Here is a 22,109-nt window from a genome sequence, read left to right on the forward strand (position 1 = left end):
TCGGCGCGCAGAATAGCCGAGCTGGCTTTCGGGGAACAGGGCTCAGGTGAACTTGCGAAACAGGCGGGTGCGGTCGAAGGCCGCCTCAAGCTCATCGGTGCGCGCCTTCACCGTTTCCCAGTGATCTTCCTGGATTTTGGCGATCATGCTTTCGACCAGCAGCAGCAGTGCGAGGCCTGAATCCCAGGCCGACGGCACCGCGATACGCGCGGCAAAGGTGTATGTCGCCTCCTTCTGGATCGGTGAGCGCCACTGATCGGTGAACAGCACGACCTTGACCCCGCGCTCATGCGCCATTTCGGCCAGAAGCAGGGTGGCGTTTTCATAGCGACGGATATCGAACAGGATCAGCGTATCGCCGGGCAGAAGGTCGAGCACCGAGTGGGTCCAGGAGGCCCGCGGCGGGATCATGAAGACATCTCTTCGGATCATCTGCAGATGCAGGTAGAAGGACTGCGCCAAGGTGCCACTGAGCCGTCCACCGGCAATATGGACCCGGTGATCTGTGTCCGCCAAGAGGGCGCAGAGCGTGTCGAACTCTTCCAGGTTCACATTTTCCAGCGTGGCGCGAATGTTGTCGTAAACCCCCACCGCGTAGCGGTTCAGCATATGTGATTCTGGCAGGGCAGGCGCGTGCTCAGCGCGCTTTTCCACTGGGTTGGAGATGATCTCCCGCAGTTCTTCTCGTAGGGCATGCTGGAACTCGGGATAGCCGGAAAAACCCAGCTTTTGCACCATTCTAGCGACTGTAGGAGTGGAGACTTCGGCCAGCTCTGCCAGCTCTGTGATGCTGCCGAGGCCCGGAATGGGATAGTTGTCCAAGATCGCTGCCGCCAGTTGCCGTTCCGCCCGTGTCAATTCAGGTTCGCGGGCTTTCAGTTTCTCGGCGATCGTCGGCATCCACGGCTCTCCTGCTCAGGTTTTTCGCATTTTATTACAGAACGTATGATGATGAAAGAATTTTTACAGAAACCATATTGACAGAACGGTGTCGGCTGAAGAGCATGCTACATATGAATACGGATTCCTCTGCCTTTGACTTCGGTCCCTCCTTCTCAACGACCTCATCTGCTACTGGGGCTGAGGTGATTGTGGTGTGTGAACACGCCGCCAACTGGATCCCTCCGGGTTTGGCGGATCTTGGCCTCGAAGTCTCTGCACGCAATAGTCACATTGCCTGGGATCCAGGTGCGCTGGGCGTGGCCCGCAAACTGGCAGAACTGTTGCAAGGCCCGCTTGTCGAGGGGCGCATCTCGCGTCTGGTTTATGACCTCAACCGACCGCCGGAGTCGCCGACCGCAATTCCCGCAGCGTCAGAGATTTTTGACGTGCCGGGCAATCAAAATCTGTCGGATGCCGCCCGTGCGCAGCGTGTGCAGGCGGTGTACGAACCGTTCTGCGCCGCGCTTGCCGATGAAATTCACCGGGGCAAGGACGCGTTGCGCCTGGTGGTCACGGTGCATAGCTTCACGCCGATCTACAAAGGCGAGAGCCGGGCGGTGGAGTTGGGTCTGTTGCATGGGCGCGATGATCGCTTTGCCGAGGCGATGATGGTCAGGCAGCCCGAAACCTTGCCGTGGAATGTTCGGTTGAATGAACCGTACAGCGCCGCGGACGGGGTTGCACATACGCTGGACTTGCATGGCTGCGACAACGGGCTCCTGAACGTCATGCTGGAAATACGAAACGATCTGATTGCCACGGCGGAGCAGCAGGCGGATTGGGCTGAACAGCTCGCGCCCTGGATCCGCTCCACCCTGAAGGAGGCGTTTGCATGATCGGCGCCATGCTTGGATATGTGCGCGTGGTTGATGCGGTAAATTATCGGATCGGCCGCGTGATGATGTGGGGGTTGTTTGCGATGATGGGGATCCTGTTGTGGTCCTCGATCTCCAAGACCTTCTTTCTGCCCTCGCTCTGGACCCTGGAAATGGCACAATTTGCCATGGTCACCTATTATATTCTCGGCGGCGCTTACTCGATCCAGTTAGGCTCGAACGTGCGCATGGATCTGTTCTATCACAATTGGTCAACACGACGGAAAGCCTGGTTCGATGCCTTCACCGTGCTGGCGCTGATCACCTATCTGGCCATTCTGTTCTACGGCGGGCTTGGATCCACGGCGTATTCATTGGGCTATTGGGGCGACAATCCCTTTGCCTTCTTCTGGGGCTTGATCACCGGCGCCGAAGAAATTGGCCACATGGAGCGTGCCTCCACCGCGTGGCGCCCTTTCATCTGGCCGATCAAATCCATCATGGTCTTCGGCTTCTTCTTGATGCTGCTGCAAGCCATCTCGGAACTCTTCAAAGATATCGCCCGCCTCAAGGGCCATGACATCCCAAGCGAGCGCGCCTCATGAGCCAGGAATATATCGCCATCTTCATGTTTGCATCGATGATGCTGATGCTCTTTACCGGGCAGCGCGTCTTTGGTGCCATTGGCGCGGTGGGTGCCGTAGCGGCGCTGCTGCTGTGGGGCGTGGGCGGCTATGATATCCCCTTCTCAGCTGCGATGAAGCTGATGAAATGGTATCCGCTGCTGACCCTGCCGATGTTCATTTTCATGGGCTACGTGCTGAGCGAAAGCCGCCTTGCCGATGACCTCTACAAGATGTTCCACGTCTGGATGGGGCCGATCAATGGCGGCCTAGCGATCGGCACCATCGGCCTGATGGTGCTGGTTTCGGCCATGAACGGCCTGTCGGTGGCTGGTATGGCCATCGGTGCCACGATCGCGCTGCCGGAACTTCTGCGGCGCGGCTATGACAAAACCATGGTGACCGGCGTCATTCAGGCGGGGTCCTCCTTAGGCATTCTGGTGCCGCCCTCGGTGGTTCTGGTGCTCTATGCGATGATTGCGCGTCAGCCGGTCGGGCAGCTCTGGCTTGCCGGGGTCGTGCCGGGGCTGATGATGGCGGGCCTTTTCATCCTCTACATCTGGCTGCGCTGCAAAGCGAACCCGGAGCTGGGCCCGGCCATGGAAGATGCGCATGAGGTCCCGCGGGCCGAGAAGCTGCGCCTGCTCTGGGCCGGGGCGCTGCCGTTGATGATCTTTGCCGCGATGATGGTGCCGTTCGTCAACGGCTGGACCTCGCTGGTGGAAAGCTCAGCCATTGGCGCGCTCACCGCATTGGCGGCATCGGTCGCAAAGCGCCGCATGACCTGGAAGATCTTCGAATCCTGCACCAAGAGCACGCTAGCGATTTCCTGCATGTTCATGTGGATCATTCTCGCGGCCCTTGGCTTTGGCGCGGTGTTTGACGGTCTCGGCGCGGTCAAGGCGATCGACAGCCTGTTCACCGAGCAGCTGGGTCTCAACCCTTGGATGATCCTGATCCTGATGCAGCTCAGCTTCATCATCATGGGCACCTTCCTTGATGATACCGCCATGCTGGTGATCGTGGCGCCGCTCTATGTGCCGCTGGTGGCCGCGCTTGGCTTTGATCTGGTCTGGTATGGTGTGCTCTACACCATCACCACGCAAATCGCCTATATGACGCCGCCGTTTGGCTACAACCTGTTCCTGATGCGCGCGATGGCGCCGCCAGAAATCTCGCTGACGGATATCTATCGTTCGATCGTGCCGTTTGTTGGGATCATGGTTCTGGCGCTGGCGATCATCATGGCGTTCCCGCAAATTGCGCTGTGGCTGCCGGAGACTGTCTATGGGAAATGACGGGCCTCTCCTGACGCCTCTGGGTGAGGATATCTGGATTGTGGATGGTCCGACCATCGACTTCTACCGGATCCCTTTCCCGACCCGGATGACGGTCATCCGGCTGGCGAACGGCGACCTCTTCCTGCATTCGCCCATCGCCTACACAGAGGCATTGGCGGAAGAACTGAAGAGGCTGGGCACCATCCGTCACCTCGTGTCGCCCAACTGGATTCACTACGCCTACATCGCGGATTGGCAGCGCCACTGTGCTGATACCATCGCGTGGGCGTCACCCGGCGTGCGGGAGCGGGCACAGAGCCGCAAGGTCGAGATCAACTTTGATCGAGATTTGGAGGACGGCCCTGCGACAGACTGGTCGGGTGAGATTGATCAACTTATCGTTCGGGGGAGCAAGGCGCACACAGAGGTCGTGTTCTTTCACCAAAAGAGCCACACGCTGGTGCTCACCGACCTGATCGAGAACATGCATGGCAAGGATCTGCCCCTGTGGATCCGACCCTTTGCCTGGGTGGCGGGTATCCTCGCCCCCAATGGAAAAATGCCGTTGGACATCTGGATGTCCTTCTCCGGCAATCGGGACAAGTTGCGCGATGCGCTGACCCGGATGCTGGATTGGCAGCCCAATATCGTCGTGCTCGCGCATGGCGACATCCTTCGCGAGAATGCACCGCAACGGCTCCGGGAAGGATTCAGACGGCTGAGGCCCTGCGGGCACAGCCATTGAACTTAGTCCGACAGAGGAGACTGAAAGACATGACAACACGTCGTAATTTTCTAAAGACCACAGCGCTGGGCGCCGCGGCGGCTCCGCTGGCCACCCCGGCCATCGCGCAGAACAAGATCACCTGGCGGATGCAGACCTATGCCGGTCCTGCGCTGGCAGCTCATGTGATCGATCCGGCGATCGAGATGTTCAACAAGATCGCAGGCGACCGCATGCAGATCGAGCTGTTCTACGCCGATCAGCTGGTGCCCACCGGCGAGCTGTTCCGCGCAATGCAAAAAGGCACGATCGATGCGGTGCAGTCCGATGATGACTCCATGGCGTCACCGACCGAAGTCACCGTCTTTGGTGGCTATTTCCCCTTCGCGTCCCGCTATTCGCTCGACGTTCCGGTGTTGTTCAACCAGTACGGCCTGAACGAGATCTGGGACGAAGAGTACTCCAAGGTCGGCGTGAAGCACATCTCTGCCGGGGCCTGGGATCCCTGCCATTTTGCCACCAAAGATCCGATCAACTCGCTTGAGGATCTGAAGGGCAAGCGCGTCTTCACCTTCCCGACTGCGGGCCGTTTCCTGAGCCAGTTTGGCGTGGTGCCGGTGACCCTGCCATGGGAGGACATCGAAGTCGCGATGCAGACCGGCGAGCTGGATGGCGTCGCATGGTCCGGCATTACCGAAGACTACACCGTGGGTTGGGCCGATGTGACCAACCACTTCCTGACCAACAATATCTCGGGTGCTTGGGCCGGGTCGTTCTTTGCCAATATGGATCGCTGGAATGAGCTTCCGGAAGATCTGCAGGCGCTGTTCCGCGTCTGCACGGATCAGTCGCACTACTATCGTCAGTGGTGGTATTGGGGTGGTGAAGCGTCCTTGCGGGTCAACGGTGACAAGCTGAAACTGACGTCGATCCCCGATGCCGAATGGCAGCAGGTCGAAGACGCTGCCGTGAAGTTCTGGGACGAGATTGCAGCCGAGTCCGAGACCAAGGCGCGCGTTGTCGAGATCTTCAAGAAGTACAACGCCGACATGGCCAAGGCCGGCCGTCCGTATCGCTACGGCTGATCTCCGTAAGAAAACCAACATATGTCGGGGGCAGGGCTTTGTCCTGCCCCCTGTCAGAATAACAGGGAACGCCAGATGACTTTCGAGGATCTCAAGGAACAGATCGCCGCCGGACAGGTCGACACCGTGCTGGTCTGCATTGTGGACATGCAGGGCCGCCTGATGGGCAAACGCTTCCACGCCGACGCCTTTCTTGAGATGGCCGAAGGTGAAACCCACTGCTGCAACTATCTGCTGGCCACCGACCTCGCCATGGCAACGCCCGATGGGTATGCCTCCACCAGCTGGGAGCGGGGCTACGGCGACTACATCATGAAGCCGGATCTCTCGACGCTGCGCCCGGTGCCGTGGCTCGATGGGACCGCCATGGTGCTCTGTGATGTGATCGACCACCACACCCACGCGCCGGTGGCGCATTCCCCGCGGGAAATGCTGAAGGCACAGATCGCGCGTTGTGCGGAACTGGGGCTGTCGCCGGTCATGGCCACCGAGCTGGAGTTTTTCCTCTTCAAAGGCACCCATGACGAAATCGCTGCCGGTGGGTTCCAGAAACTTGAGCCAATCTCCACCTACAACGAAGATTACAGCATCATGCAGACCTCGAAGGAGGAACCCGTGATGCGCCCGATCCGCAACCATTTGCGCGCTATGGGTATTCCGATCGAAGGCTCGAAGGGCGAGGCAGAAGCCGGTCAGGAAGAGCTGAACGTCAAATATGACGAGGCTTTGGCGACCGCCGATCACCACACGCTGGCCAAGCACGGCATCAAGGAAATCGCGCACCAGCAGGGTTATGCCGCGACCTTCCTGCCCAAATGGCACCAGGATCGTGTCGGGTCTGCCGCGCATGTGCATCAGTCGCTGTGGAAAGAGGGCGCGAACGCCTTCTTTGATGAGAGCGCGCCGCTCGGCAAGTCGAAGCTGATGGACCACTATATGGCGGGGCTGTTGAAATACGCGGCTGACTTCACCTATTTCATGGCGCCCTACATCAACAGTTACAAGCGTTTCGCCAAGGGCACCTTTGCACCGACACAGCTGGTCTGGTCGGTTGATAACCGCACCGCAGCGTTCCGCCTGTGCGGTGAAGGAAGCAAAGCGGTGCGCGTGGAATGCCGAGTGCCGGGATCTGATATGAACCCCTATCTGGCACAAGCTGCTATGCTGGCGGCGGGCCTCAAAGGGATCGAGGAGAAGCTCGAGTTGCAGGACGCCTTCGCTGGCGACGCCTATGCGGGCAAGCCGCAGCAGCACATACCGAACACCTTGCTGGCCGCACGTGAGGCGCTTTTGGCGTCTGATATGCTGCGTGAGGCCTTTGGCGAAGAGGTGATCACTCATTATGCCCGCGCGGCTGAATGGGAGATTGAAGAGTTCAACCGCGTGGTGACCGACTACGAAGTTGCGCGCGGGTTTGAGAAAGCCTGATATCGCGCGGACAGGCGGGGGCCAGCCCCCGCACCCCCGAGGTATTTGGAAAAAGCTGAAGATAATCGGGGCCGTATCCTGCGCCCCCGGAGGAGTTGGCCAATGGGCAAGACACTGAACTGTATTTCGCCGATCGACGGATCGGTCTACGCCAGCCGCGAGACGCTGGATCTGGACGCCGCCCGCGCCGAGGTGGTCGCTGTGCGGACGGCACAGAAGGCCTGGGCGGCGCGCCCGCTTCAGGAGCGCATTGACCTCGTGATGGCGGGTGTGGCGGCCATTGGCGAGATGAACGACGAGATCGTGCCGGAGCTGGCCCATATGATGGGCCGTCCCGTGCGCTTTGGCGGCGAGTTTGGCGGGTTTAACGAACGCGCATCACATATGGCGCAGATCGCGGCTGAGTCGCTGGCGGATATCGAGGTCGGCGAAGACGCGACGTTCAAACGCTACATCAAGCGCATTCCCCACGGCGTGGTTTTTGTGGTCGCGCCCTGGAACTACCCATATATGACCGCCATCAACACGGTCGCTCCGGCGCTCATTGCGGGCAATAGTGTGGTGCTGAAACATGCAACCCAGACTTTGCTGGTCGGGGAACGGATGGCAAAGGCCTTCCATGCAGCGGGCGTGCCCGAAGATGTGTTCAAGAATGTGTTCCTCGATCATGACACCACATCGGCGCTGATTGCCGAAAAGGCGTTTGATTTCGTGAACTTCACCGGCTCCGTTGGTGGCGGACAGGCGATGGAACGCGCAGCGGCGGGCACCTTCACCGGTGTTGGCACGGAGCTTGGTGGCAAGGATCCCGGCTACGTCATGGAGGACGCCGATGTGGATGCGGCGGTCGACACGCTGATCGACGGGGCCATGTTCAACTCCGGCCAGTGCTGCTGCGGCATCGAACGCATCTATGTGCATGAAAGTCTTTACGACAGCTTCCTTGAAAAGGCGCTGGCGGTGGTCAATGGCTACAAGCTCGGCAACCCGCTTGATGCGGAGACTACCATTGGTCCGATGGCCAATGTGCGCTTCGCCCAAGAGGTGCGCGACCAGATCGCCGAGGCGGTCGAACAGGGCGCCGTGGCCCATATCGCCACCACGGAAGCCGATGATGGCGGCGCTTATCTGACACCGCAGATCCTGACCAATGTCACCCATGAGATGCGGGTGATGCGCGATGAGAGTTTTGGTCCGGTGGTCGGCATCATGAAGGTCTCTTCCGATGAGGAAGCGATCAAGCTGATGAACGACAGCGAATTTGGTCTCACCGCCTCCATCTGGACCAAGGATCTGGAGCGCGCGCAAGCCATGGGCGATCAGATCGAAACCGGCACCGTGTTCATGAACCGCGCCGACTACCTCGATCCGGGGCTGTGCTGGACCGGTTGCAAGAACACCGGTCGCGGCGGTGGCCTGTCGATGATCGGCTATCACAACCTGACCCGACCCAAGTCTTACCACCTGAAAAAAGTCACGGGCTGAGGCCCTTCATCTTTTTGAAAATATCTCGGGGGAGCTTGCCGTATGGCAAGCGGGGGCAGCGCCCCCACCTCCGGCTCACCACAGGAACATGCTGATGTCTCTCATTGGAAACTGGTCATACCCGACCGCCATCAAATTCGGCGCAGGCCGGATCAAGGAACTGGCCGATGCTTGCGCGCAGGCCGGGATCAAGAAACCGCTGCTGGTCACCGACAAGGGGCTTGCGGATCTACCCGTGACAAAATCCACCCTCGACATCATGGAGGCCGCCGGCCTTGGTCGCGGGATGTTTTCCGAGGTGGATCCCAACCCGAACGAGAAGAACCTCGATGCCGGTGTCGCGGCCTACAAGGCCGGCGGCCATGACGGCGTGATCGCCTTTGGCGGCGGCTCCGGTCTTGATCTGGGCAAGATGGTTGCCTTCATGGCGGGCCAGACCCGCCCGGTCTGGGATTTTGAGGACATCGGCGACTGGTGGACCCGTGCCGATGCAGATGCCATCGCACCGATCATCGCAGTACCGACCACCGCCGGCACCGGCTCTGAAGTGGGCCGTGCCTCTGTGATCACTGACAGTGTCACCCATCAGAAAAAGATCATCTTCCACCCCAAGGTCCTGCCGGCCGTGGTGATTTGCGATCCCGAACTGACCGTCGGCATGCCCAAGTTCATCACCGCGGGCACCGGGCTCGATGCCTTTGCTCACTGTGTCGAGGCATTCTCCTCGCCGCACTACCACCCGATGTCTCAGGGCATGGCGCTTGAAGGCATGCGCCTGGTCAAGGACTACCTGCCGCGCGCTTACGCCGATGGCACCGACATTGAGGCGCGCGCGCATATGATGTCTGCGGCGGCCATGGGCGCGACAGCCTTTCAGAAAGGCCTCGGTGCAATCCACGCCATGAGCCACCCGATTGGTGCGCATTTCAATACTCACCATGGAACCACCAATGCAGTCTGCATGCCTGCTGTGCTGGAGTTCAACGCCTCTGAGATATCGGAGCGGTTTGACATGGCGGCAGCCTACCTCGGGATTGAGGGGGGCTTTGAAGGCTTCAGAGCCTTTGTGCAGGAGTTCAACGACAGTCTCGGCATCCCGCGTGGCCTTTCCGAACTGGGCGTGACCGAGGACTCGATTCCGGAGCTGGTCAAAGGCGCGATCATTGACCCGAGCTGCGGCGGAAACCCGATCAAACTGACCGAAGAAAACCTGACGCAGCTGTTCAAAGCGGCGCTCTGACAGGGCCGCCAGCCCCCCCCCGGAATGAGAGAGGCCGCGCCCCCTGGGCGTGGCCTTTTTTGTATCGAGGCGCGCTTGCCTGACGTAGGGACACCATTGTCATGAGCTGAAAGTAATTCCTATACAAACTAAATTGCTTTGCATGCGAAGGAGATTGGTTTGACAAGGTTTCGTGTCTTTCATCACTTGCAAAAGGCCCATAGCTCGTTGTTCCGTGCCGCAGACAATCGCGGCCGGCAGGAGTTGGATCTGAGCACTAGCCAGATGGCGGTGCTGATTATCCTGCTGAACGACGGTGCCCTTCCATCAACCGCACTTGCCGCGCAGCTTTCCATGGCCAACTCCGGCATCACAGGTCTGGTAGACCGGCTGAGCACGCGAGGGTTGGTGTCCCGCAAACCGGCGACAACCGATGGACGCAGCATTCTCGTCCACCTGACCGAGAAGGGCGAAGCGCTGGCGATGCGCGCACGTCAGGACACACGTCACTATAATGCAACCTTGCTGGCTCCATTCAGCGACGAGGAATGCGAGGTGATCCGGCGCTTTCTGACCCATCTGGAAGACAACGCCGACGAGATCATCGCAGGAGGCCCAGCGTCCCATGGCTGAAACTTTGATCGAAGACATTGGCTTTGCGGCGGCAGATGGTTGGCCTCTGGCGGGCACGCTGTACCACAGTCAAGCCGAAGCGACACACGCGGTGATGATGTCGGCGGGCACAGGGTTTCCCCGCAGGTTCTACCGTCATTTTGCACAGTATCTTACGGATCGGGGTGCACTGGTATTGACCTACGACTATCGCGGTATCGGTGGATCCTTCAACGCTGGGCATGACTTTGCCAATATCGAGTACTCCGACTGGGGCCGGTATGACATGTCCGCCGCAGTTGATGTTCTGGCACGCGTTGCCGGTGATCTCCCGCTCGCGCATGTAGCGCATAGTGTGGGGGGGCATTTTCTGGGTTTGATGCCGAACCAATCCCGGCTGCTACGGCATGCGTTTCTCAGTATTGGAACCGGTTACTGGGGCGGCCATCACTGGCGGAATATACCTAAGGAACTCTACTTCTGGTGGGGACTGGGAAGCTACTCTTTGTGGCGGCACAAGGCTGTGATGCCGATCGGAGGCTGGCAGGGCGAGGCGCTACCTCCGCGTCTGTTCCGCACATGGAGACGCTGGAGCCACCGGCGGGGCTATTTCCAGCCTGATCTAGAGGGCGCCCTGCAACCTCAAGCCTATGCAGAGGTCAACGCGCCGATCCGGTCGTGGATCTTCTCGGATGATCCCATAGCCACGCGCGCGAGTGGACGGGACCTGCTCGCGGTTTATCCGAGTGCGGATACGGAACTGGTCGTGCGCAGTCCACGAGAGTACGGCGTGAACCGCATCGGGCACGAAGGTGCCTTTCGCCCGGGGCGTGAGGCTCTTTGGGACGAGGTATCTGACTGGTTGGAATGCGGTCTTTAAAACTTCAACTGAGCTCGCCGCGCTCGCGCGCCAGGTGGATTTGTTTCTGCCGCTCACGGAAGCGCGCTTTGTCCGCGTCGCTGGTGGTGTCGCGGCATTGGTGACAGGAGACCCCGGCCTCGAACTCCGGACGCGCCTTGTCGGCAGGCAGGATCGGACGTCGGCAGCCGTGGCATAGCTCGTGCGGGCCTTCCGCCAGCCCGTGCCCGACAGACACGCGATTGTCGAAGACAAAACACTCGCCCTGCCAGGTGCTGTTGTCCTCGGGCATTTCTTCAAGATAACGCAGGATACCGCCCTTCAGGTGATAGACGTCCTCGACCCCCTGCGAGAGCAGGTAGTTGGTCGACTTCTCGCAGCGAATGCCGCCCGTGCAGAACATGGCAACGCGCTTGTTGTGAAAGCGGTCCTTGTTCTCTTCCCACCATTTCGGAAATTCGCGAAAACTCTCGGTTTTCGGGTCCAGAGCGCCTTCGAAGGTGCCGATGGCGACCTCGTAGTCATTCCGGGTGTCGATCACCACCACATCGTCAGAGCGGATCAGGTCGTTCCATTCACCCGGTTCCACATAGTGGCCGACTGTGGCGCGCGGATCGACGTCCGGCTGGCCCATGGTGACAATCTCTTTCTTCAGCCGAACCTTCATCTTGCCAAAGGGAGCTTGCTCTGCTGTCGCTTCCTTCCACTCCAGCCCGTCACAGCCGGGCAGGGACTTGATGTGCGCAAGAACTGTGTCGATCCCGCGCCGCGGCCCTGCGATCGTTCCGTTGATCCCTTCCTTGGCCAGCAGAAGCGAGCCCTTGACGTCTTGCGCAAGACACAGGTCGAGCAGCGCCGGCTTTAGCGCGGCTGGATCGTCAAAGCGGGTGAACTGGTAGAGTGCGGCAATGGTGTACATAGAAGGGGCGGATAGAGCGAAGTGCGCAATTTTGCAAGATGAGAAAATGTCAACCATGAGCGCGGAAATAAGTAGCTGAAATATATCATTTGCTGGCGTTCGAGTCACAGGCAACCTCAGGGTGAAACACCTTGTGGTTGATTGCGCTTGCAGGCCGTTTGGCGCAGTCTTCTGATCAGAAAGAGCCAACGATATGAACGATATTGGAGACGATGATGACCGAAGCGCTGATCGTAATCGATGTGCAGAATGATTTCTGCCCCGGCGGAGCGCTGGCCGTGCCGGATGGAGATCAGGTGGTCGCACCCATCAATGCCATGATGCAGCAGTTCGATACGGTGATTCTGACTCAGGACTGGCATCCATCGGGGCATTCTTCCTTTGCCAGCTCGCATCCCGGACACGGGCCGTTTGATACGACAGAGATGCCCTATGGCCAACAGGTGTTATGGCCGGATCACTGTGTGCAGGGCAGCTCGGGCGCGGCGTTTCACTCCGATTTGCGAACCGATGGCGACCTGATTATTCGCAAGGGGTTTCGTCCCGATGTTGATAGCTACTCTGCGTTTTTTGAGAACGATCAGACCACTCCAACCGGGCTTGAAGGATATTTGCGCAGCCGCGGGATCACGGATCTGACGATGGTCGGGTTGGCCACGGATTTCTGTGTCGCCTTTTCCGCGCTGGATGCCCGTCGTCTCAATTTCTCCGTCAGGGTTGTGCTCGACGCCTGCCGGGCGATTGACCTTGACGGATCTCTGAGCACGCAAATGGAGAATATGCGTCAGCGGGGCGTGAAATTTGCCTGAGCAGGTCGGTCATTTGTTAATCTCAGTGCTGTAAGAAGATGTCTGAGCCTGCCGACAGAGAGCAGGCGCAACCGAGTACACGTGACATGGAGCAGACCAAACCTGCATCAGACGGCCCACTGTCGTTACACAATGCTCAGTTCAGCCCCAAGGGGCTATTGTCGCGCTATGCAGTCATTCGCAGCAGGCTTTTCTATGGCCGCCTTTCGGTTGCCGTTGGAGCGACTCTTGTTCTGTCGCTGATTTTCAGCACCTTTTGGCCCTTGCTTGTTTTTGCAATCTACCTGACCGCTGATCTGGCAGAGACCGCATATCTGCGCAACTTGCCCAAGCGTCTGAATGCAGGGCTGCCGCTCGTTCGGGCACATCTGGTAATCTCGGTCTATTCAGGGGTGCATGCGCTGTGTATGTGCGCCTTCGCAATCATCCCTTATTTTCGAGTGCATGTGGAGCGCAGCACTCATGATGTGCTGGTTGAGCCCTTCTTTGCCTTGTGCATCGTACTTGGCGCCTCGCTAAGCGCTTCTCTTGATTTTCGCTATTCGCCGTGGTCGGCCACGGTGCGCTTGATCTTCCTGCTCTTACCGCCGCTTGGGATTGCAGCGCATATCTTGCAGGTACATGAAGTCGATAGCACAAGCTTGCAGGTCATGGGCGCCGGCTTCTTGGCCTTCGCCCTGACACAAATCTGGTTTCTAGTGCTGGTTCAGAAAAGGCATCGAAATGCGCGACGCACTCTGCGGTCGCAGGCACTGCAGCGGCAGGCGCTCGAAGATGCCTATATGCGCCTGTTCGACCAGAAGCAGGAAGCGCGGCGCTTGGCAATGATCGCCGAACACGCCAATGATGGCGTCATGCTGATCGGGTGCGATGGAATCGTACGCTGGGTCAACGACGGTTTCTCGCGGATGACCGGCTACTCCTTTGATGAGCTGGTGGGGTGCAATCCGGGAGCGATCCTAAACAGTGATGCGACTGACAAGGACACATTGCGGTTCATTGAGGATGGCCGCAAGGAGGCCCGTCCGTTTCGGGCAGAGCTGATCAATCGGCGCAAGGATGGCAAGAACATCTGGATCGAGACAAATCAGGTCCCTGTTTTCGATGATGCGGGTCGCGTGGAGACCTACATCGCGGTGGAGCGGGACGTGACCGCAACCAAGGAGCACGAACGCGAATTGAAAGAAGCCCGCAGGGCAGCCGAAGAGGGCGCGCGTATCAAGGAAGAGTTCCTCGCAACCATGAGCCACGAATTCCGCACGCCGATGAACGGGGTGATCGGCATGGCGCAGATGCTGCAGGCCACCGATCTGAGCGAGGACCAGAAACTCTACACCGAGACGATCCTCAGTTCCTCCCGCGCTCTGTTGTCGCTGATCAACGATGTGCTGGACCTGTCGCGTATGAACGCAGCCGGGGTGTCCCTGTTCAATGTGGAATTCGATCTACACGCCTGCGTGCGCGATACTGCGCTTCTGCTCCGTGGTCAGGCGGATGAGAAACAGCTGTCGCTCTCGATCAATATCGATCCCGATGTGCCCGCCTGGGTGTGTGGGGATGATCGCCGTTTGCGCCAGATCCTCGTCAACTTGGTGGGCAATGCCGTAAAATTCACCACCACTGGCAATGTCAAAATCCGGGTCAGCGCCGAGATGCGCGATGAGGCGCTTGCGACTGTCATTGCGGTGGAGGACACGGGGATTGGGATACCGGCAGACAAGCTGGATCATATCTTTGAGCGGTTCTCGCAGGCGGATAATGCGATTTCACGTAAATACGGCGGCACCGGGCTTGGGCTGTCGATCTCTCGGGGGCTGGCGCAGGCCATGGGCGGTGACATCAGCGTGACATCCACACCTGGCAAGGGCTCTTGTTTCAAGCTGACACTCGATCTGGAGCTGGCCTCCAACCCGACTGTACCGGTGGCAGTGTCCGAAACGGTGAGCCATCTTCCGGACCTGTCAGGGCTGGACGGGCTGCGGTTGCTGGTCGCCGAGGACAACCGGGTCAACCGTCTGCTGATCAGCAAATTCCTGGCTGATGCGCCACTCAATCTGCGTTTCGCCCGCAATGGCGCGGAGGCAGAGGAGCTGACGGTCGGTTTCAAACCACAGATCATCCTGATGGATATGTCGATGCCGGAGGTGAATGGGCTTGAAGCAACCCGCGCCATTCGCAAACTCGACATCGTGCAGCCGTTTATCGCCGCGTTGACCGCCAATGCGGACGACACCAGTCGCGAAGCCTGTTTTGAGGCCGGCATGGACACATTCCTGTGCAAACCGCTGTCGCGCCACGAGTTGCTGAACCTGTTGCTGGAATTCGCCGAAACCGCCCGCGAGACCGAAGGCGGTTGAACTGCTTGCTGAACTGGCGCAGCCTGTCCTATCAATCGGTGAACAACCGCAAGAGGTCGGCCCTTGGATATTGCAACGCGCGTCTACAATCACAAGTGGAAGATCGATCCGATCGTCCGGTCCCTGATTGATACGGATTTCTACAAGCTGCTGATGTGCCAGTCGGTGTTCCGCAACAAGCCGGACACTCAGGTCACCTTTTCGCTGATCAATCGCTCCACCTCGGTGCCTCTGGCAAAGCTGATCGATGAGGGCGAGCTGCGCGAGCAGCTGGATCATATCCGCTCGCTGTCACTGAGCCGGGGGGAAAGCACCTGGCTGCGCGGCAATACGTTCTACGGCAAGCGGCAGATGTTCCGCCCCGACTTCATGGAGTGGTTCGAGGGGCTACGCTTGCCGCCCTACCACTTGGAGCGCAAGGGCGACCAATACGAGCTGACGTTTGAGGGCTCCTGGCCTGAGGTGATGCTGTGGGAGATACCGGCATTGGCGGTGCTGATGGAGCTGCGCTCGCGCGCAGTGCTGGATCAGATGGACCGGTTCGAACTCCAGATCCTCTATGCCCGCGCCATGACCCGTGTCTGGGAGAAGATCGAGACGCTGCGCGGCATCGACGGGCTTGGTATTGCGGATTTCGGCACCCGTCGGCGGCATGGGTTCCTCTGGCAGGACTGGTGCGTGCAGGCAATGATGGAGGGGCTGGGGTCATCCTTCACCGGCACCTCGAACTGCTTCATCGCCATGCGACGCGAGGTGGAGGCGATCGGCACCAATGCCCATGAGCTGCCGATGGTCTATTCGGCGCTGGCCGAGGATGATGCCGCCTTGGCGCGTGCGCCCTATGATGTGATGTCCGATTGGCATGAGGAGCACGACGGCAACCTGCGCATCATCCTGCCGGATACCTATGGCACCCAGGGGTTCCTCGACAATGCGCCGGACTGGCTGGCGGGCTGGACCGGCATTCGCGTCGACAGCGGCGATCCTGCGGCGGCGGCCGAGATCGCCATCCGCTGGTGGCAAGAGCGCGGCGAGGACCCGCGTGAAAAGCGGGTAATCTTCTCCGACGGGCTCGATGTGGACAAGATCGCCGAGCTGCACCGGCAGTTCTCAGGCCGGGTGAAGGCGTCGTTCGGCTGGGGCACACTGCTGACCAATGACTTCCGCGGGTTGGTACCCGATGAGGGGCTTGCGCCATTCTCGCTGGTCTGCAAGGCGGTCTCGGCCAACGGACGTCCCACGGTAAAGCTGTCGGATAATCCGGAGAAAGCGATGGGACCGGCGGAGGAGATTGCGCGCTACAAGCGGGTCTTTGGCGTTGGGGCACAGGAGAGTATGGACGTGATTGTCTGATCGCCGGTGGTGACAGGGGGGGGCGCTGCCCCCTCGGGCCATTGGGCCCTCACCCCCGAGGTATTTCTGAAAAGATGAAATGATCAGCCGTGGTGGGCGGCCACGGTTTTCAATTGTGAGAAGCCATAGAGCGCCTCGAAGCCCTTCTCGCGGCCATGGCCGGATTTGCCGATGCCGCCAAATGGCAGTTCCACGCCGCCGCCCGCGCCATAGGTGTTGAGGAAGACTTGTCCCGCTTTCAGCCGCTTGGCCAGCCGGAGTTGCCGGGCTCCGTCGCGGGTCCAGAGGGCGGCCACAAGGCCGTAGTCGGTGCTGTTGGCGATCCTGACCGCCTCGGCCTCGGTCTCGAAAGGGATCAGCACCTGCACTGGGCCGAAGATCTCCTGCTGCGCCAGTGGATGATCGGCGGGCACATCGGCAAACAGGGTGGGGCGCACATAGGCGCCTGCTTCTGGCGCGTTGTCGCTGATCCGGCCCTGACCCGCGATTTCGAGATCCGCACCTTTGGCGAGGAAACCTTCGACAATCTCTTTCTGGCGGGTTGAGATCAGCGGACCAAGCCGCAAGTCCTCTGCAGCCGGGCCGACGGTGAGGTCGGCGTAGGCCGCTGCCATGCGCGCCTTGACCGCCTCGTAGACCGGGCGTTCGACCAGGATGCGCGAGGCGGCAGAGCAGGTCTGGCCGCCGTTCTGGATGCCGGCGTTGACGAGGAACGGCAGGGCCGAGTCGAGGTCGGCGTCGGCAAAGACGATCTGCGGGGATTTGCCGCCCAGCTCCAGCGTCACCGGAACCACGTTTTTCGCCGCCGCGGCCTGCACCAGCGCGCCGGTGGCGACCGAGCCGGTGAAGGAAATGTGCTGCACGCCTCCATGGCCCGAGAGCGCCGCCCCGGCCTCCGCCCCCAGCCCCGGCACCACGTTCAACGCTCCTGCTGGCAGGCCCGCCTCCGCTGCCAGATGGGCAAAAGCCAGCGCGGTGAGGCAGGCCTCTTCTGCGGGTTTCAGCACGCAGGAATTACCCATCGCCAGCGCCGCGCCAACAGAGCGTCCGATGATCTGCATCGGGTAGTTCCAGGGCACGATATGGCCGGTGACGCCAAAGGGTTCGCGCAGAGTGAAGACGGTGTAACCGTTCATATAGGGGATGGTGTCGCCGGTGATCTTGTCCGCCGCGCCACCGTAGAATTCGCAGTAGCGCGCCAGCGCCACCGCATCGGCGCGCGCCTGGGTCAGCGGCTTGCCGACGTCCATCACCTCCAGCGCTGCAAGCCTGTCCACGTTCTGCGAAATCACCTGGCCGAGGCGGGTCAGGATACGGCCACGCTCGGTGGCGCTCATCTCGCCCCATGCACCCTCTTGCGCGGCCTGCGCTGCGGCAACGGCGGCGTCGATATCGGCAGACTGACCGCGTGCTATCTGGCAGATTTCGCTACCATCTGAGGGGTTTGTCAACGGCAGGGTGGCGCCATCCTGTGCGGGGCGCCACTGTCCGGCGATGAAGCACAGGTGCGGGTCGAACCAGAGGGGAGGGGTGTCAGCCATGATGCGGTCCTTGGATTTCAAAGGTGAAGCTCTTGACCTGATGGTCGGTAAAGGGCGCGCCCTCCTGCAGCGCCCTGACATTGGGCAGCAGGCTGAGGCGGGTGCCCCAGAACGCCGCTGCCGCCGGTGAATGTCGGGAGATGCCCATACGCCAGAAGCCGGGAAATTCATTGAGGATAAGCGCTGCCGCCTGCATGCCCAGCCCCCGGCGACGGTGTTGCGGCAGGATCATGAATTCGGACAATTCGCGCCGGTCATCGGGCAGGTTCAGCACGATGGCAACGCCGACCCGACGGGCCGCGTCGTGGATCCAGAAGGTGGTGACATCCCTGCGATTGAGCAGCTGGCCCGCGCGCTCGGTCGGGTCGATGCGGGCCTGCGGGGCCACCTCGGCAAAATAGGGCGCCAGCAGGCTGGCAAGCCGTCCCCGCTCTCGCGGCAGGATCAGCGAGAGCGTGACGCTCATGCCGGGGCCTCGAGCGGTTCGGTCGGCGTGATATCCGGCAGCACGGGGGCGGCGGCCAGCAGTGTCTGGGTGTAGGCGTGTCTGGGCGCGGTAAAGACATCTTCCACCGGGCCTTGTTCGACGATTTCACCCTTTTGCATCACCAGCACCCGGTCGCAGACCTCGCGCACCACGCTCAGGTCGTGGCTGATAAAGAGATAGGTCAGCCCATAGGCGTCGCAGAGGTCGGCAATCAGATCGAGGATGCGTGCACGGACCGAGACATCCAGCGCCGAGACCGCCTCATCAAAGAGGATCAGTTCAGGCCGAGTGATGAGCGCCCGGGCGATGGCGATACGCTGGCGTTGACCGCCGGAGAACTGATGCGGGTATTTCTGCGCGTCGGCAGCGGACAGGCCCACGTCCTCCAGCACCTGCGCCACGAGATCCTGCCGGGCGCGGCCCATGGGGGCATCCGGCGACAGGTGAAAGGGTTCGGTCACCAGGCGCTCCACCCGGTGGCGGGGATTGAAGCTGCCGTAGGGGTCCTGGAACACCACCTGCATCGCCTGCCGTTCAGCGGGGCTGCGCTGTTGCGACAGCGGCTGACCATTCAGCAGCAGCTCACCGCCTTGCAGCTCTTCGAGGCCCAGAAGGGCGCGGGTCAGGGTGGATTTGCCGCAGCCCGACTCGCCCACCAGCCCCAGACGCTCGCCCTTGTGGAGCGTGAAGCTGACGTTGTTCACCGCGCGGAACCGCCCCGGTTTGCCAAGCCAGCCTTTGCGCGGGGTGGTATAATCCCGCACGGCTTCGCGTACCTCCAGCAAGGGGGCGGGAGCCGCTGGTGCGGCGGGCAGGGTGACCGCATGGCGCGACGCCTCGAACAGCATCCGCGTGTAGGGATGGCGCTGGTGGGTCAGGACGCTCATGGTCGGGCCACGCTCCACCACCTCGCCCTTGCGCATCACCACGATGCGGTCGGCAAGCCCTGCCACGACAGCGAGGTCATGGGTGATGATCATCAGCCCCATGCCATATTCGCGCACCAGATCACGCAGCAGGTCGAGGATCTGCGCCTGTGTGGTGACATCAAGTGCGGTGGTCGGTTCATCCGCGATCAGCAGTTTCGGACGCAGCGCGATGGCCATGGCGATCACCACCCGCTGGCGTTGGCCGCCTGACAGTTCATGCGGGTAGCGGTCCAGCGGAAACCGCTCCGGTGGCAGGCCGACGCGGGTGAGGACGCGGGCGGCTTCTGCCTGTGCGTCGGCGGTGGAGGTATCGGTGTGGATCAGGATGGTTTCCATCACCTGCGCGCCGATGGTCATCACCGGGTTCAGCGCCGTCATCGGCTCCTGAAACACCATGCCGATGTCACGCCCCCGACGCTGGCACATCTCGTCTTCACTGAGGTCGCAGAGGTCTTCGTCTTCCAGATAGACCGCGCCGCGGGTGGCCGCGGCCTGCGGCAGCAGGCGCATCACCGCAAGCGCGGTCATCGACTTGCCGGAGCCACTTTCGCCGGTGACCGCAAGGATCTCGCCGGCGGCGATCGACAGGGTCACATCGCGCAGGATCGGCAGCGCCCCGATCGACAGCGTGAGGCCGGAGATGTCCAGTAGGCTCACGCGCGGCCCTCCATCAGGCGCGGATCAAATCGGTCGCGCAGCCCGTCGCCAAGGAGGTTAAGCCCCACCACGGTGAGGATGATCGCCAGCCCCGGCACGATGGCCAGATGCGGCGCCAGGCTGACGAGGGTCTGCGCCTCCGCCAGCATGCGGCCCCAACTGGGGGTCGGGGGCTGCGCGCCAAGACCCACGTAGGACAGTCCGGCCTCGGCCAGAATGCCCAGCGAGAACTGGATGGTGCCCTGCACGATCAGCAGATTGGCGATATTGGGCAGGATATGCTCGGCCGAGATGCGGGCGCGGGATTTGCCCGCCACACGCGCGGTCAGAATGAATTCCCGCGCCCAGAGGCTGAGGCTGCCGCCCCGAGCGACGCGGGCAAAGACCGGGATGTTGAAGATGCCGATGGCGATGATAGCATTGGTGGCGCTGGGGCCAAAGACGGCGGTGATCAGGATCGCGATCACCAGCGAGGGGAAGGCAAAGACCAGATCATTGCCGCGCATGATGACCTCGTCCAGCCACGATCCGCGGGTGGCGGCGGCAGCAAGGCCCAAGGGAACGCCCAGCCCGACGCCGATTCCCACGGCCAGCAGTGCCACCGCCAGTGAGGTGCGCGCACCGACCATCACCATCGACAGGATATCGCGGCCAAAATGATCGGTGCCCAGCCAGTGCGTGGCGTTGGGCGTCTGGAGCTTGTCGGGGATGTTCATCACCGCATGATCAAACGGTGTCCACACAAAGGAGGCTATGGCCAGAAGCAGCATGATCCCCGAGAGAAGACCGCCAAGAAACAGGCTTCGGTTCATGACGCCCTCGCGTGCAAGATATGAGGACTGCGCTCGACCCTGGGTGGGTGCGAAGCGCCCTCCCGTGGGGAGGGTCGGGCGCTGTCCGGCGAGGCCGGACACTTAACTTCAGAGTTGATGCCTGTCATGCTGCCCTCCGAAGCCGCGGATCAACCACCGCATAGGTCAGATCGACGAGGAAATTCACCAGGATCACCGCAAAGACCAGCAGCATCACCACGCTTTCCACCACGATCAGATCGCGCGCCGAGATCGCCTGGAACACCAGTCGACCCAGACCGGGGAGGTAGAACACCTGCTCGATGATAATCGCACCCGCCAGCAGAAAGGAAAACTGCAGCCCGATGATGGTCAGCACCGGGATCAGCGCATTGCGTACCCCGTGACGGCGGATCGCTTGCCGCTGGCTCAGCCCCTTGGCGCGAGCGGAGCGCATGAAGTCCTCGCCTAGCGCTTCCAGCAGCGCTGAACGCATGACACGGGCCAGAATCGCCGCCTGCGGCAGGGCCAGCGCCACCGCCGGCAGGGTCAGCGCGTGCAACCCGGCCCAGAGCCCTTTGTCCCAGCCGACAAATCCTCCGGCGGAGAACCAGCGCAGATTGATGGCAAACACCAGCACCAGCAGCATCGCGAACCAGAAGTTCGGCACCGCCACACCCAGTTGCGTTGCCCCCATCACGGCCATGTCGCCCGCCTTGCCCCGGCGTGCGGCGGCATAGATCCCGGCGGGCAGGGCGATCAGCGTCGATAGCGTCAGCGCATAAAGTGCCAGCGGCAGGGACACCCAGAGGCGCTCGCCCACCATCTCTGCCACCGGGGTGCGGTAGGTGTAGGAGGTGCCAAAATCTCCGGTCAGCATGCCGCCGACCCAGGTCAGGTAGCGGCTGACCTTGCCTTGATCGAGGCCCAGTTCACTGCGCAGGGCGGCCACCGTATCCTCCTGCGCGCCCGTGCCGAGCATGAAGGAGGCGGGATCGCCCGGTGCCACCTCGATCACGGCAAAGATTACCATCGAGGCGACGGCAAGGCTCAGGATCAGCGACATCAGTCGTTTGAGGAGATAGTGCAGCATTGACGGCACGTTAGGCGCGTGCAGGTCATGCGTCCAGAGGCATGATTACAAAACTGCTTTGCGTGTCGCGGTGCTTGCCAATTCGGCGCGGTTCGCTAGCT

At 61.0% G+C, this 22,109-nt stretch carries 20 protein-coding genes; 13 read left to right on the forward strand and 7 right to left on the reverse strand.

Features of this window, described 5'->3' with window-relative positions; genetic code table 11:
• Positions 1 to 42: 42 nt before the first annotated feature.
• Positions 43 to 900, reverse strand: coding sequence for a MurR/RpiR family transcriptional regulator (locus tag R1T40_RS17065; protein WP_317384969.1), 858 nt, complete (start codon positions 898 to 900; stop codon positions 43 to 45).
• Between the two features lie 113 nt (positions 901 to 1,013).
• On the opposite strand from R1T40_RS17065, the gene R1T40_RS17070 reads away from it, so the two are divergent.
• From R1T40_RS17070 to R1T40_RS17115, 10 genes are all read left to right on the forward strand, one after another.
• Positions 1,014 to 1,778, forward strand: a complete 765-nt coding sequence (locus tag R1T40_RS17070; protein ID WP_317384970.1) for an N-formylglutamate amidohydrolase — start codon at positions 1,014 to 1,016, stop codon at positions 1,776 to 1,778.
• Complete coding sequence (locus R1T40_RS17075; RefSeq protein WP_106164399.1) at positions 1,775 to 2,362, forward strand: TRAP transporter small permease subunit; 588 nt, start codon at positions 1,775 to 1,777, stop codon at positions 2,360 to 2,362. Before R1T40_RS17070 ends, R1T40_RS17075 begins: the two co-directional genes overlap by 4 nt.
• On the forward strand, positions 2,359 to 3,678 hold the full coding sequence (locus R1T40_RS17080) for a TRAP transporter large permease (protein WP_106164398.1): 1,320 nt from the start codon (positions 2,359 to 2,361) through the stop codon (positions 3,676 to 3,678). Before R1T40_RS17075 ends, R1T40_RS17080 begins: the two co-directional genes overlap by 4 nt.
• Complete coding sequence (locus R1T40_RS17085; protein ID WP_317384971.1) at positions 3,668 to 4,405, forward strand: DUF4336 domain-containing protein; 738 nt, start codon at positions 3,668 to 3,670, stop codon at positions 4,403 to 4,405. Before R1T40_RS17080 ends, R1T40_RS17085 begins: the two co-directional genes overlap by 11 nt.
• A 29-nt stretch (positions 4,406 to 4,434) precedes the next feature.
• Complete coding sequence (locus R1T40_RS17090) at positions 4,435 to 5,469, forward strand: TRAP transporter substrate-binding protein (RefSeq protein ID WP_317384972.1); 1,035 nt, start codon at positions 4,435 to 4,437, stop codon at positions 5,467 to 5,469.
• 75 nt (positions 5,470 to 5,544) lie between these two features.
• Positions 5,545 to 6,897, forward strand: coding sequence for a glutamine synthetase family protein (locus R1T40_RS17095; protein WP_317384973.1), 1,353 nt, complete (start codon positions 5,545 to 5,547; stop codon positions 6,895 to 6,897).
• Between the two features lie 102 nt (positions 6,898 to 6,999).
• Positions 7,000 to 8,382 carry an aldehyde dehydrogenase family protein gene (locus tag R1T40_RS17100; protein ID WP_317384974.1) on the forward strand — a complete coding sequence of 461 codons (1,383 nt, stop codon included), beginning with the start codon at positions 7,000 to 7,002 and terminating at the stop codon, positions 8,380 to 8,382.
• Between the two features lie 94 nt (positions 8,383 to 8,476).
• On the forward strand, positions 8,477 to 9,622 hold the full coding sequence (locus R1T40_RS17105; RefSeq protein ID WP_317384975.1) for an iron-containing alcohol dehydrogenase: 1,146 nt from the start codon (positions 8,477 to 8,479) through the stop codon (positions 9,620 to 9,622).
• 159 nt (positions 9,623 to 9,781) lie between these two features.
• Positions 9,782 to 10,234: a MarR family winged helix-turn-helix transcriptional regulator gene (locus tag R1T40_RS17110; RefSeq protein WP_317384976.1), complete on the forward strand. Its 453-nt coding sequence runs from the start codon at positions 9,782 to 9,784 to the stop codon at positions 10,232 to 10,234.
• Positions 10,227 to 11,093 carry an alpha/beta hydrolase family protein gene (locus R1T40_RS17115; protein WP_317384977.1) on the forward strand — a complete coding sequence of 289 codons (867 nt, stop codon included), beginning with the start codon at positions 10,227 to 10,229 and terminating at the stop codon, positions 11,091 to 11,093. Before R1T40_RS17110 ends, R1T40_RS17115 begins: the two co-directional genes overlap by 8 nt.
• Before the next feature lie 4 nt (positions 11,094 to 11,097).
• On the opposite strand, the gene trhO is transcribed toward R1T40_RS17115, so the two are convergent.
• Positions 11,098 to 11,991: an oxygen-dependent tRNA uridine(34) hydroxylase TrhO gene (gene trhO / locus R1T40_RS17120; RefSeq protein WP_317384978.1), complete on the reverse strand. Its 894-nt coding sequence runs from the start codon at positions 11,989 to 11,991 to the stop codon at positions 11,098 to 11,100.
• Positions 11,992 to 12,206: 215 nt separating this feature from the next.
• Between trhO and pncA the strand changes: the two genes are divergently transcribed.
• The 3 genes from pncA to pncB all read left to right on the forward strand — a co-directional run bounded on the left by pncA (position 12,207) and on the right by pncB (position 16,510).
• Positions 12,207 to 12,800 (forward strand): bifunctional nicotinamidase/pyrazinamidase, encoded by a 594-nt coding sequence (gene pncA / locus R1T40_RS17125; protein WP_317386991.1) that lies wholly within the window; start codon positions 12,207 to 12,209, stop codon positions 12,798 to 12,800.
• A 263-nt stretch (positions 12,801 to 13,063) separates the two neighbouring features.
• The gene (locus R1T40_RS17130) at positions 13,064 to 15,157 is read left to right on the forward strand and encodes a hybrid sensor histidine kinase/response regulator (protein ID WP_317384979.1); all 2,094 of its coding nucleotides are present in this window, start codon (positions 13,064 to 13,066) and stop codon (positions 15,155 to 15,157) included.
• A 63-nt stretch (positions 15,158 to 15,220) separates the two neighbouring features.
• Complete coding sequence (gene pncB / locus R1T40_RS17135; RefSeq protein ID WP_317384980.1) at positions 15,221 to 16,510, forward strand: nicotinate phosphoribosyltransferase; 1,290 nt, start codon at positions 15,221 to 15,223, stop codon at positions 16,508 to 16,510.
• An 83-nt stretch (positions 16,511 to 16,593) separates the two neighbouring features.
• Here pncB and R1T40_RS17140 read toward each other — a convergent pair whose 3' ends face one another.
• From R1T40_RS17140 to R1T40_RS17160, 5 genes are all read right to left on the reverse strand, one after another.
• Positions 16,594 to 18,051 carry an aldehyde dehydrogenase family protein gene (locus tag R1T40_RS17140; RefSeq protein ID WP_317384981.1) on the reverse strand — a complete coding sequence of 486 codons (1,458 nt, stop codon included), beginning with the start codon at positions 18,049 to 18,051 and terminating at the stop codon, positions 16,594 to 16,596.
• Positions 18,044 to 18,517, reverse strand: coding sequence for a GNAT family N-acetyltransferase (locus R1T40_RS17145; protein ID WP_317384982.1), 474 nt, complete (start codon positions 18,515 to 18,517; stop codon positions 18,044 to 18,046). The genes R1T40_RS17140 and R1T40_RS17145 overlap by 8 nt, the downstream gene beginning before the upstream one ends.
• On the reverse strand, positions 18,514 to 20,124 hold the full coding sequence (locus R1T40_RS17150; RefSeq protein ID WP_317384983.1) for an ABC transporter ATP-binding protein: 1,611 nt from the start codon (positions 20,122 to 20,124) through the stop codon (positions 18,514 to 18,516). Before R1T40_RS17150 ends, R1T40_RS17145 begins: the two co-directional genes overlap by 4 nt.
• Complete coding sequence (locus R1T40_RS17155) at positions 20,121 to 20,936, reverse strand: ABC transporter permease (protein WP_106164386.1); 816 nt, start codon at positions 20,934 to 20,936, stop codon at positions 20,121 to 20,123. Before R1T40_RS17155 ends, R1T40_RS17150 begins: the two co-directional genes overlap by 4 nt.
• 124 nt (positions 20,937 to 21,060) lie before the next feature.
• A complete protein-coding gene (locus R1T40_RS17160; protein WP_317384984.1) occupies positions 21,061 to 22,008 on the reverse strand; it encodes an ABC transporter permease in 948 nt (315 codons plus the stop codon).
• Positions 22,009 to 22,109 lie beyond the last annotated feature (101 nt).

It is taken from the genome of Tritonibacter scottomollicae (genome assembly GCF_032924845.1).
Classification (GTDB): domain Bacteria; phylum Pseudomonadota; class Alphaproteobacteria; order Rhodobacterales; family Rhodobacteraceae; genus Epibacterium; species Epibacterium scottomollicae.

Bases quoted from the DNA above. Each gene is read 5' to 3' on its own strand.
- R1T40_RS17065 (WP_317384969.1), bottom strand. From the start codon at position 900: ATGCCGACGATCGCCGAGAAACTGAAAGCCCGCGAACCTGAATTGACA.
- R1T40_RS17070 (WP_317384970.1), top strand. From the start codon at position 1,014: ATGAATACGGATTCCTCTGCCTTTGACTTCGGTCCCTCCTTCTCAACG.
- R1T40_RS17075 (WP_106164399.1), top strand. From the start codon at position 1,775: ATGATCGGCGCCATGCTTGGATATGTGCGCGTGGTTGATGCGGTAAAT.
- R1T40_RS17080 (WP_106164398.1), top strand. From the start codon at position 2,359: ATGAGCCAGGAATATATCGCCATCTTCATGTTTGCATCGATGATGCTG.
- R1T40_RS17085 (WP_317384971.1), top strand. From the start codon at position 3,668: ATGGGAAATGACGGGCCTCTCCTGACGCCTCTGGGTGAGGATATCTGG.
- R1T40_RS17090 (WP_317384972.1), top strand. From the start codon at position 4,435: ATGACAACACGTCGTAATTTTCTAAAGACCACAGCGCTGGGCGCCGCG.
- R1T40_RS17095 (WP_317384973.1), top strand. From the start codon at position 5,545: ATGACTTTCGAGGATCTCAAGGAACAGATCGCCGCCGGACAGGTCGAC.
- R1T40_RS17100 (WP_317384974.1), top strand. From the start codon at position 7,000: ATGGGCAAGACACTGAACTGTATTTCGCCGATCGACGGATCGGTCTAC.
- R1T40_RS17105 (WP_317384975.1), top strand. From the start codon at position 8,477: ATGTCTCTCATTGGAAACTGGTCATACCCGACCGCCATCAAATTCGGC.
- R1T40_RS17115 (WP_317384977.1), top strand. From the start codon at position 10,227: ATGGCTGAAACTTTGATCGAAGACATTGGCTTTGCGGCGGCAGATGGT.
- trhO (WP_317384978.1), bottom strand. From the start codon at position 11,991: ATGTACACCATTGCCGCACTCTACCAGTTCACCCGCTTTGACGATCCA.
- pncA (WP_317386991.1), top strand. From the start codon at position 12,207: ATGACCGAAGCGCTGATCGTAATCGATGTGCAGAATGATTTCTGCCCC.
- R1T40_RS17140 (WP_317384981.1), bottom strand. From the start codon at position 18,051: ATGGCTGACACCCCTCCCCTCTGGTTCGACCCGCACCTGTGCTTCATC.
- R1T40_RS17145 (WP_317384982.1), bottom strand. From the start codon at position 18,517: ATGAGCGTCACGCTCTCGCTGATCCTGCCGCGAGAGCGGGGACGGCTT.
- R1T40_RS17155 (WP_106164386.1), bottom strand. From the start codon at position 20,936: ATGAACCGAAGCCTGTTTCTTGGCGGTCTTCTCTCGGGGATCATGCTG.
- R1T40_RS17160 (WP_317384984.1), bottom strand. From the start codon at position 22,008: ATGCTGCACTATCTCCTCAAACGACTGATGTCGCTGATCCTGAGCCTT.